The organism is Actinomyces sp. oral taxon 849 str. F0330, assembly GCF_000239715.1.
In the GTDB taxonomy this organism is placed as follows: Bacteria; Actinomycetota; Actinomycetes; order Actinomycetales; family Actinomycetaceae; genus Actinomyces; species Actinomyces johnsonii.
Genome location: NZ_JH470356.1, coordinates 14303 through 24474, shown reverse-complemented (window position 1 = coordinate 24474; position 10172 = coordinate 14303). Strand labels below are relative to the sequence as shown.

General features: G+C 65.8%; 6 protein-coding genes. 3 read left to right on the top strand and 3 right to left on the bottom strand.

From position 1 onward, the window contains the following. Positions 1-1495 precede the first annotated feature (1495 nt). The 3 genes from cas6 (at position 1496) to folE (ending at position 5217) form a co-directional block, all read left to right on the top strand. Positions 1496-2305 (top strand): CRISPR system precrRNA processing endoribonuclease RAMP protein Cas6, encoded by an 810-nt coding sequence (gene cas6 / locus HMPREF0975_RS17130; protein ID WP_009234275.1) that lies wholly within the window; start codon positions 1496-1498, stop codon positions 2303-2305. 196 nt (positions 2306-2501) lie between these two features. Further along, positions 2502-4592, top strand: a complete 2091-nt coding sequence (gene ftsH, locus HMPREF0975_RS11120) for an ATP-dependent zinc metalloprotease FtsH (protein WP_009234274.1) — start codon at positions 2502-2504, stop codon at positions 4590-4592. A 52-nt stretch (positions 4593-4644) separates the two neighbouring features. After that, on the top strand, positions 4645-5217 hold the full coding sequence (gene folE, locus HMPREF0975_RS11115) for a GTP cyclohydrolase I FolE (RefSeq protein ID WP_009234273.1): 573 nt from the start codon (positions 4645-4647) through the stop codon (positions 5215-5217). Between the two features lie 346 nt (positions 5218-5563). Here folE and HMPREF0975_RS11110 read toward each other — a convergent pair whose 3' ends face one another. From HMPREF0975_RS11110 to HMPREF0975_RS11100, 3 genes are all read right to left on the bottom strand, one after another. Further along, entirely contained in the window at positions 5564-5767 is a 204-nt protein-coding gene (locus tag HMPREF0975_RS11110) for an actinodefensin (RefSeq protein ID WP_009234272.1), read from the bottom strand. Between the two features lie 1046 nt (positions 5768-6813). Next, positions 6814-9312, bottom strand: a complete 2499-nt coding sequence (locus HMPREF0975_RS11105) for an ABC transporter permease (RefSeq protein WP_009234271.1) — start codon at positions 9310-9312, stop codon at positions 6814-6816. Beyond that, the coding region (locus tag HMPREF0975_RS11100; RefSeq protein ID WP_009234270.1) for an ABC transporter ATP-binding protein at positions 9312-10172 on the bottom strand (861 nt) is incomplete at its 5' end. The genes HMPREF0975_RS11105 and HMPREF0975_RS11100, both read right to left, overlap by 1 nt.

Below are 10172 nucleotides of genomic sequence, written 5' to 3'. Positions count from 1 at the left end.
GGTCTTAATGCACCTTCTGGTGCTGGGTGCTTTCTGACATACTCTGTATGTCGTCGATGAGAAGGAGCTTCAAGGTCTTAATGCACCTTCTGGTGCTGGGTGCTTTCTGACTCGAGAACGGGGAGAGTCTCATGATCTCTGAATACGTCTTAATGCACCTTCTGGTGCTGGGTGCTTTCTGACCCCTGCCTCTGGGAATGGCGTTGTTGCGCCACTTCCAGGGGCTGGAGCGCCACCGGCTCCGCAAGCACCCCGCGGGACCGGCCAGCACGCCCCCTATTTAACCACCTTTCGGCGTCCTGACGCCAAGCGCCACCGACACCCCCTCAGGCACCTCCAGCCACCAACTTCCAACGACGCCAAGCCAAAAGATCGACGTTCCCGACTGTGACTGTCGACACGTCCTGCCTCCTCTATCGGTCCGTCAGGGCTTTGGGTCCCTCAGCTGGAGCGTGCAAGGCGACCGCCGGGAGACGGACTTGATGCTACTCGCTGGTGTGCGAGGTGCCTTCTGTCGTCAGGATTAAGGGTCATCAGGGTCACGGTGTTGCGTCTTAATGCACTTTCTGGTGCTGGGTGCTTTCTGACCGAACCCAAGGAGAACTCATCATGCCTACCTCAACGTCTTAATACACCTTCTGGTGCTGGGTGCTTTCTGACCAGAATCGGGGGTGGCGCAAGCTACCTCCTGAAGCCGTCTTAATGCACCTTCTGGTGCTGGGGGCCTTCTGCCCCTTCTATTCGCGATTGCGAATGACTGGAAGGATGGGTCTTAATGCACCTTCTGGTGCTGGGTGCTTTCTGACAGGTCGTGCACCTATCCGTCACTGGAGATGAATGGCTCGTCTTAATGCACCTTCTGGTGCTGGGTGCTTTCTGACTCCAAATGGATGCAGAGAGGAGCCGATCAAGTCTTAATGCACCTTCTGGTGCTGGGTGTGACCCTAAGGCGCTGGGGCTGCTGCTCATTGCAGCGTCTTAATGCACCTTCTGGTGCTGGGTGCTTTCTGACAAGCAAGACACTACCCCAAGCCGGTCACAGAGCTGGAGTCTTAATGCACCTTCTGGTGCTGGGTGCTTTCTGACCCCTGCCTCTGGGAACGGCGTCGTTGCGCCACTTCCAGGAGCTGGAGCGCCACCGGCTCCGCAAGCACCCCGCGGGACCGGCCAGCACCGCCCCTATTTAACCACTTTTCGGCGTCCTGACGCCAAGCGCCACCGACGCCCCCTCGGGCGCCTTCAGCTACCAACTTCCGACGACGTCAAGCCAAAAAGTCGACGTTCTGGCCTGTGACTGCGAACACTATCCGCTTGTGCTGCCGTTTCGGCATGCTGCCGGGCCCCTTCCTCTCCGTCTCCTCCTGCCCCTCGATGCTGAAGAACGTCGACGTCCCAAGTCTCTGCGCTCGCCGCCTTCCCTCCGGTAGGGTCGCCAGAAGTTAAGGGGTAGACGGCCATGTCCGCCACTCAACACGCCGCAAAGGAGCCCCGTCGAGTGCCCGCCACCGTATTCGTCCGCTTCGATGCGCCCGGCCCGGTCGAGGCCACCCCCCGTCGCCTTCACGCCGCCTGGGGCAGAGTCCTCGACCTCCCCGAAGGAGTCAGCCCCGAGCGCGCCGCCCGCCTGCCCGCCCTCGCCCACCGCCCACCCCACGACCAGCCCGGCCCCAAGCCCTACTGCCTGGGCGACATGACCCAGACGCCGGACGGCCTCGGAGTCGAGCTGCGATTCCTCGACGACCGCCTCCTGGACACACTCGACGCCTGGCTCGCCTGGGGTGGCGTCCTGCCCATCGGCGACGGCGGCGAGACCACCACCGTGCTCGCCGCCGTCGAGGCCCAGGTCCTCGAACAGGCCGACTGGGAGGACCTCGCCGCCCAGACCGCCTCCACCGCCTGGGACATCCGCCTGCTCACCCCCACCGTCTTCACCTCCCGCGGCCACCACGTCCCCGAGGTCACCGCCGCCTCCCTGGCCACCAGCCTCCACGCGCGCTGGCGCCACTGGTGCCGCCCCCTGGCCCCCGAGCTCCCCGAGCGCGAGCGCCTCACCTCCGTCCTCATCACCCAGGACCGCACCCGCCGCACCGTCGTCGGCCTGGGCATGCCCCGTGCCGACCGCCGCGGACGCCTCTCCAGCCGCCGCATCCCCGCCAGCGTCGGCACCCTACGCATCAGCGCCCCCGCCGCCGGCTCCATCACCGCCGTCTTCTCCCAGCTCATGGCCCTGGCCCGCTACACCAGCGTCGGCTCCCACAGCGCCTACGGGATGGGCGTCATCGACGTCGTCGCGGACGCACCATAAGGGGCGCGGGCGCACCCCTGGGCCTCAACCCCCGTGCCCTCAGGCGCGTCCTCGGGAGAAGGAAGCCGCCAATCGGCCCGCATCCCCGGATCTTCCCGGCCACGCCCGGCGCGAACGTGAGCAAGCGCAATGGGACCTTTGCCGTGCTATCCGCTAACGTCTGAGGAATCAGTATGTTGAAGGGACCTACCACACGATGAAAGATTCTGGGCGTGAGCCCGGCCGCAAGGACTCGGAGAAGCCGGGCAAGGCCGGCAAGAACGATCGCAGCAAGCGCGACCGCAGGCTCCGCGACTCACTGGGCAACCCGTTCCTGTGGCTGGTGCCCTTCCTCCTGGTCGTCGTCCTCGGCTGGGCCGTTTTCTCCTCGATGTTCGGCTACCGCACCATCGACACCTCCGACGGCCTGAAGCTCCTGCGAGACAAGGCGGACACGATCGAGTCGATCACCGTCATTGACGGCAACCAGCGCGTCGAGCTGGACCTGAGCTCCACCTACGTCCAGCCCAAGAAGAAGGGCGACTCTGAGGCGCGCCCGCTGGGCAAGAAGGTCGAGTTCTCCTACACCGATGCCCAGGCTGAACAGGTCGACCGCCTCGTCCAGGCCGCCGCCCCCAAGGACGGCTTCAACTCCGTGGTGCCCACCACCACCTGGTGGTCCTCACTCATCCAGCTGCTCGTGCCGGCCCTCCTGCTGGGCGGCATCATGTGGTGGCTCATCGGCCGCATGGGCGGCGGGCGCGGCGGCGCCATGGGCTTCGGCCGCTCCAAGGCGAAGGTCGGCTCCAAGGAGATGCCCGATGTCACCTTCGACGACGTCGCCGGGGAGGACGAGGCCGTCGAGGAGCTCGAGGAGATCCGCGAGTTCCTCTCCGAGCCGGAGAAGTTCCGTGCCGTCGGCGCCAAGATCCCCAAGGGCGTCCTCCTCTACGGCCCGCCCGGAACCGGAAAGACCCTCCTGGCCAAAGCCGTCGCCGGCGAGGCGGGCGTGCCCTTCTTCTCCATGGCCGCCTCCGAGTTCGTCGAGATGTTCGTCGGCGTGGGCGCCTCGCGTGTGCGTGACCTGTTCGACCAGGCCAAGGAGAACGCCCCCGCCATCATCTTCGTCGACGAGATCGACGCCGTGGGCCGTCACCGCGGCTCGGGCACCGGCGGCGGGCACGACGAGCGCGAGCAGACCCTCAACCAGCTCCTGGTCGAGATGGACGGCTTCGACGCCAACACCAACGTCATCCTCATCGCCGCCACCAACCGCCCCGACGTCCTGGACCCGGCGCTCCTGCGCCCCGGCCGCTTCGACCGGCAGGTCAGCGTCGAAGCCCCCGACATGGCCGGGCGCGCCGCCATCCTCAAGGTCCACGCCAAGGGCAAGCCCTTGACCGACGACGTCGACCTCGACCTGGTGGCCAAGCGCACCCCCGGCTTCACCGGAGCCGACCTAGCCAACGTCCTCAACGAGGCCGCCCTGCTCACCGCCCGCTCCAATGCCCAGCTCATCGACAACCGGGCCCTGGACGAGGCCATCGACCGCGTCATCGCCGGTCCGCAGAAGCGCACCCGCGTCATGCGCGACCACGAGAAGCGCGTCACCGCCTACCACGAGGCCGGCCACGCCCTGTGCGCGGCCGCAGGCGCCTACTCCGACCCGGTCACCAAGGTGACGATCCTGCCGCGCGGGCGCGCCCTGGGCTACACGCAGGTCATGCCCCAGGACGACAAGTACTCCACCACCCGCAACGAGCTGCTCGACCAGCTCGTCTACGCCATGGGCGGGCGGGCCGCCGAGGAGATCATCTTCCGCGACCCCACCACCGGTGCCTCCAACGACATCGAGAAGGCCACCTCCACGGCCCGCAAGATGGTCACCGACTACGGCATGACCAGTGCGGTGGGCGCCGTCAAGCTCGGCACCACCGAGAACGAGACGGTCCTGGGACTCAACGCCACCAACCGCGACTTCTCTGAGGAGGTCGCCGCCACCGTCGACGCTGAGGTCCGCTCCCTGCTGGATACCGCCCACCGCGAGGCCTGGGAGATCCTCACCCGCAACCGCGCCGTGCTCGACGAGCTGGCCGAGGAGCTCCTCTCCCGCGAGACGCTCCTGGAGAAGGATCTGGAGAGGATCTTCACCGGCGTCGTCAAGCAGCCCGAGCGGCCCCTGTGGCGCAGCGACGAGTCGCTGCCCGTCGTCGAGGTCGCGCCAGCCACCGTCGCCTCCACCGATGGCGAGGCTGGCGGCGAGTCGGGCGACTCCCACGGCGGCGACTTCTGGGGCTACAACCAGTGAGCTGGCCCGGGTCCCGGCGGGCCCGGCAGGCGCAGAGAGACAGAGGCCGACCATGAGCTATGACGCCGAGGGCGTGCGCCGGGCGGTGCGCGAGCTGCTCGTCGCCATCGGGGAGGACCCTGACCGCGACGGCCTGCGCGACACCCCCGAGCGCATGGCGCGCGCCTACGCGGAGATGTTTTCCGGCCTCGGGCAGGATCCGGCCGAGCATGTCGAGCGGGTTTTCGACGTCGGGCACGAGGAGATGGTCCTCGTGCGCGACATCCCCATGTACTCGGTGTGCGAGCACCACCTCCTGCCCTTCCACGGGGCGGCGCACGTGGGCTATATCCCCAGCGCCGACGGGCGCGTTACCGGCCTGTCCAAGGTGGCGCGCCTCGTGGACGGCTATGCCCGGCGCCCCCAGGTCCAGGAACGGCTCACCCGGCAGATCGCCGACGCCCTCGTCGAGCGGCTGGAGTGCCGGGGCGTGCTCGTCGTCGTCGAGGCCGAGCACCTGTGCATGTCCATGCGGGGCGTGCGCAAGCCCGGCTCCAACACGGTCACCTCCGCCGTGCGCGGCATCATGCGTAACGCCGCCACCCGCTCCGAGGCCATGAGCCTGGTCCTGGGGCGGAGGTCCTGAGCGCGGGCTGACAGTTAAGAGATCTCGACACCGGGGACGGCCGATGAAATAGTGGAGCGATGAGTCCCACGTACAAGAGGCTGCTGGTAGCGGTCGATACTGGGCTGCTGCTCTACTGGACGGCTGTCTTCCTCAACCTCCTACCGTGACTTCGACCCACTGTGGTAGGGGCCCAACGTTCTACTCATGGTCATCCCGGCGCTCACCCTCGGCTCCATGGTCTGCCGACGGCTCGAGACTGCGGAGAACCACTCGTGACGGTCAGAGGCGACCAAAACGGCTTCCGCCCTGGTCTACACCATGATGCCGGTGTAGACCAGGGCAGGAGCTGGATGGATCAGTGCAATCAGTAGCACTTGCAGATGAGGTTGAACCAGCTGTGGCAGTAGCCTCCGGTGTAGCCCATCCCTCGGCAGACCTCGCCGCACTTCGTCTCGTTGTGGGGGCAGGGGCCTTCGGCACCCTCGAGGGGCATGTGGCTCTCCGAGTGCAGAGCGTCGGAGAAACTAATGTCAGTCAGGGTGCTGGTGCGACGAATGAACTGGGACATGTTGTCTTCCTTTCCTGCTCCGGCGTCCTAATGCCGGAGCTGTCCGAGATGGGTGATGTATCACGCACTTTTCGCCTCGAAGGGAATGTGCGAGTGGGTGCAGAAGGGAAAATCAATTGAAACGAATGGTCGAGCATTGTCATCGGATGAAATCCTGGTGGAGGAGATTTCACTCCTTAATGTTCGATTCCTTCTTTCTCTATCTTTACTCCCTCTGACTCTTAAATGCTATGTGCTCGTTCTTGGGTTCTGCTATGCGTCGTAGGAGGGTAATTTTTCTGACTCTCGTCCTTAAGGACGAGAACTGTGTCCGGCGAGGTAGCACAGTCGGGCCCTTGTGTGGTCTGTTGAGTGGCGGTGGATGGATGCGCTAAGGGTTGCGGGTTGTAGAGGGCTTGATCTTGGATCATGGCGTGCAGAGTCAGCATGCGGTGGGCCTGTACGAGACGACACCGAGGGCCGCGGTACGCAGCATCACTGAGGAACTAGGGATCGCCCGGGAGTGCTGTGCCAGGGGCTGACCCGGTGCGGGACTGGGCGTAAGGCTGGCGCCGATGGCGGGGTCGGTGTCCAACCTGCTGCGTCCATGCAGGTCCGGCAGCTCTCGGGCGGGTAGACGCAGGAGACTACCTCGGAGGCGATCGCCCGGCTGATGTATGCCTGGGGTATCACTGGATGCCGACGACGGCGTCGGGTGTGAATCGTTCTGAGACTGATGGAAGCGGTGATGGCAGAAGGGGCGCTGCGTATGGGGCGGAGGAAATACTCGCTAGAACTGGGGCGGCCGCGAGGATGACGGTGGAGGCACTGGCAGGTCTGGCTTGGGTGAAGGATGTGATCAGGGTGGACGCCGGTGAGCCCGGCATCCACCCTGAGGACTTTCACACGTAGGCACAACAGGCTGAGGTTGTCCAGATCCTCCAGCCAGGCGATCGCGGATAACAACTACAAGGTGCTGATCGCCCTATCGTGCCGTCATCACTATCAACCTCATCCATCAAAGTCGAATTGGTTCGCTGCACTGCGCTCTAGCGCTATCGCCCTCCTCAGTCCTGGGCAAGGGCCTGGACGGGAGGAATCCTGCTGGCGTTCTCGGCAGGGCGCAGTGAGGCTACGACACCGACGGTGGCGGCAGCTAGGAGGATGCCGACGAGAGTCAGTGTCAGCCAAGGGATCTCGATAGTGAGGAAATTGCCGGAGTCAGTGTTGAGCACGGCGGAGGCACCCGCGATGCCCACCCCGCAGCCGAGCAGGACGCCGATGGTGCCGCCCAAGAGCGCGGAGAGGACGGCCTCGGCGATGAGCAGGCGTCTGATCTCGCTGCGCTGGGCACCGGTGGCGCGTAGGACCCCAAGCTCACGGGTGCGTTCCAGGACACTGACGTTGAAGGTGTTGGCCAGGCCCGATAGGGCGATGAGCAGTGTGAAGATCAGCATGGCGCCGATCGCGATGGAAACCTGACGAACCTGATCGGTGAAGCTGGCACGGGTTTCCTGGGAGTCGGCGACGTAGAGGCCGCTACCTGATAGGGCCTCGCGAACAGCCGAGACAGGCGCCTGGTCAGAGCCGTCACCGCTGGTGCGCACCCACAAGATAGAGGCTGTCGAAGTATTGCCGATCAGTCGCTGCGCGGCGGCAGGTGTGACGGCGGCGTCGAGACCCTCCTTAACCCGGACGGTGAGTTCGGTACTGCCAGCAGGACCCGTGAGGGTCACGGTTGTTCCGTCGGGGATGTTGTAAATGCGATCCAGAACGAGAGTGTGGTCGTCGAGAGTCTCCAGCGCCTCCTGGGAGCGCAGGACCGGGGAAACCTTCTCCTTGTCGACAGCAGCGATGGTCAGGGACTCCTCCTGGCCGTTCTGGCGGCTGCCGGTCATCTTGACGTTGATCCAGGGGACGGACACAACGCTCTCCACGCCGTCGACGGCTGCGATCTTCGCGACGGTCGACGATGGATCCTGATCCGCGGCCAACTCTCCTACGGTGATGTCGATGGGGGTGTTGTAGCCGACGTAGGCCTGCAGGGAGGAGGAGAGACTGGACAGGCCACTGGACATCGCGGCCGCTACCGCCACCGAGACGAGCAGGGACGCGGTGGTTGCCGCCGCGCGGCCGGGGTTGCGGGCCAGGTTGCGGGTGGCTAGGTGGAGGATGGGGCGGCGCATCTGGCCGCAGATCAATCCGATGAGGCGAGATGTTCCGACGACGAGCAGCGGAAGAGCGAGGATGATCCCGAGAACGGCCAGCACCGCTCCTGCCCCGATGATCTGTAGGACGCGCCAGGCGACCCCGCCCTGAATGAGGCCCAGTCCGAGCACGGCGATGACCACACCCGCGACGGCGGTAGCAATCCGTCGTCTGCTCAGCGACTCCTGGCCGGCGGTCTGACCGGTCAGCGCCACGAGCGGGGATACCCGGCTGGCCTGGCGCGCTGGCCTCAGCACGGAGACCAGAGTCACTACCGTGCCAACAAGGGTCGCCAGAGCGAAGGAGGTCCAGGAGATGGTCAGGTGACGGGGCTCGACGCCTTCGATAAGGCCGGAGCGGATCACGGGTACCGCGACGACGGCGCCGACGACGGCGCCGGCCACGGACCCGGCCAGCCCGGTGAGCAGGGCCGTGCGCAGCACTGAGCCCACGATTTGGCGGCGGGTCGCCCCCACACATCGCAGCAGCCCGATCTGGCGGGTCTGACGCGCCATGAGCGTCGTGAAGGTCGTGGCGATGACGATCCCGGAGACGACGACGCACACCGGAGCGATAACCTGGAGCAGGGTGAGCGTCTTCGAAGCAGTGGCGTCAGAACTCGCGGCACGCATGGTGATGATATCGGAGGCAGTGTAGGCCTGCGCACCAGGCTGCGTAGCAGCCAGAGCCTCGGTGACGGAACTGAGAAGTTCCTTGTCACTGGTTCCCGTCTGAGCGGTGACATAGAGGACGGCGGGGTCGCTGGGAAGCCCCATTGCGGCTTGGGCCTCGCCGGGAGCGAAGATGTAGGGGGTGTCGCCAGTGTCGCCCCGGGTGATATCGGCCGCTGGTTGGACCACCCCTACGACGGTGACGGTTGTGGGGGAGGCGTCCTCGGAGGCCTTCACGGTGAGAGTACTGCTGACCTTTACATTCTGCTGCCGCTCCAGGACTGAGGGGGAGACGGCGATTTCGTTATCGCCCTGAGGCAGGCGGCCCTCCACCAGGCGGGTGCCGCCTGTAATCTTCGGAACGTCCAGAACGATGAGGCTGCCTCCCTGCCCCTCACCCGAATCAGCGACTTGGATCCCTCCCTCGACATAAGGACGCACAGACGCGACCCCGGCAAGGGCGGAGACCTTCTGCACAGCCTGCTCGGAGATCCTGCCGTTGGTAGTTTTATCTCCGGACCCTGCAAGGACCACCACGTCGGCGTCACCGACACTGGCTCGAGCATTCTCGGTCACCTTTGCCTGCAAGGAATCGGAGATGATGAAGGCGAAGGCGATGAGAGCGGCGCTCATGGCCACGGCCACGAGCGCCGCAGCAGTACGGCGCAAATCCAGCAAAGCGGGCATCAGCGGGCCTCCATCCCGGTGGTGTTGGGATTCCCGAAGCCGAGCGTCTGGGTTGAGCTGGGAGCCGCTGCATGGCGGGCGGTGGGGTGGGGTGCCGGCGGTGCGGAAGCAACGTCCGGCCTGGATACGCGGTGGGACTCCGGTGCGGCCGGCGGGGTGATGGGGCGGCGCACGGGCGCGGGGGCGGCCGTCGATGCTGTCGCGGCGTCGAGTCCTGTGGCAGAGCCGGCTGGTGCAGCCGGTGCCGCCATCGGTGCTGCGTGGGCGTGAGCAGGGGGTGCCTGCGGGGCCGGGTGGTCAGCAGATGCGGTGTGGGGTGTGTTGGGGGTGTGGTGGTTGGGTTGGTCGCCGGTGATGTGGCCGTCGCGTAGGCGGATGATGCGGTTGGTGGTGGCTGCGGCGTGTTGGTCGTGGGTGACCATGACGACGGTCTGGCCGAGTTGTTCGCACATGTGGGCGAGGGTCTGAAGTAGGTTGGCGGCTGAGGTGGTGTCGAGGGCTCCGGTGGGTTCGTCGGCGAAGATGACCTCGGGGCGGCCTATGAGGGCGCGGGCGACGGCGACGCGTTGCTGTTGGCCGCCGGAGAGCTCGTTGGGGCGGTGGGTGAGGCGGTCGCCGATGCCGAGGATGGAGATGACGGCGTCGTACCAGTCCTGTGGGGGTTTGCGGTGGGCCAGGCGCTGGGGTAGGAGGATGTTCTCCTCGGCGGTGAGGGTGGGTAGGAGGTTGAAGGACTGGAAGATGAAGCCGAGCTGGTCGCGGCGTACGGCGGTGAGTTGTTTGTCCGTCATGCCGGACAGGTCCTGGCCGGCGATGAGGACGCTTCCGGAGGTGGGGGTGTCCAGGCCGGCCATGCAGTG

Excerpts from the sequence above, each read along its gene's own strand:
- ftsH (WP_009234274.1), top strand. The coding sequence starts at position 2,502 with ATGAAAGATTCTGGGCGTGAGCCCGGCCGCAAGGACTCGGAGAAGCCG.
- HMPREF0975_RS11110 (WP_009234272.1), bottom strand. The coding sequence starts at position 5,767 with ATGTCCCAGTTCATTCGTCGCACCAGCACCCTGACTGACATTAGTTTC.
- folE (WP_009234273.1), top strand. The coding sequence starts at position 4,645 with ATGAGCTATGACGCCGAGGGCGTGCGCCGGGCGGTGCGCGAGCTGCTC.
- HMPREF0975_RS11105 (WP_009234271.1), bottom strand. The coding sequence starts at position 9,312 with ATGCCCGCTTTGCTGGATTTGCGCCGTACTGCTGCGGCGCTCGTGGCC.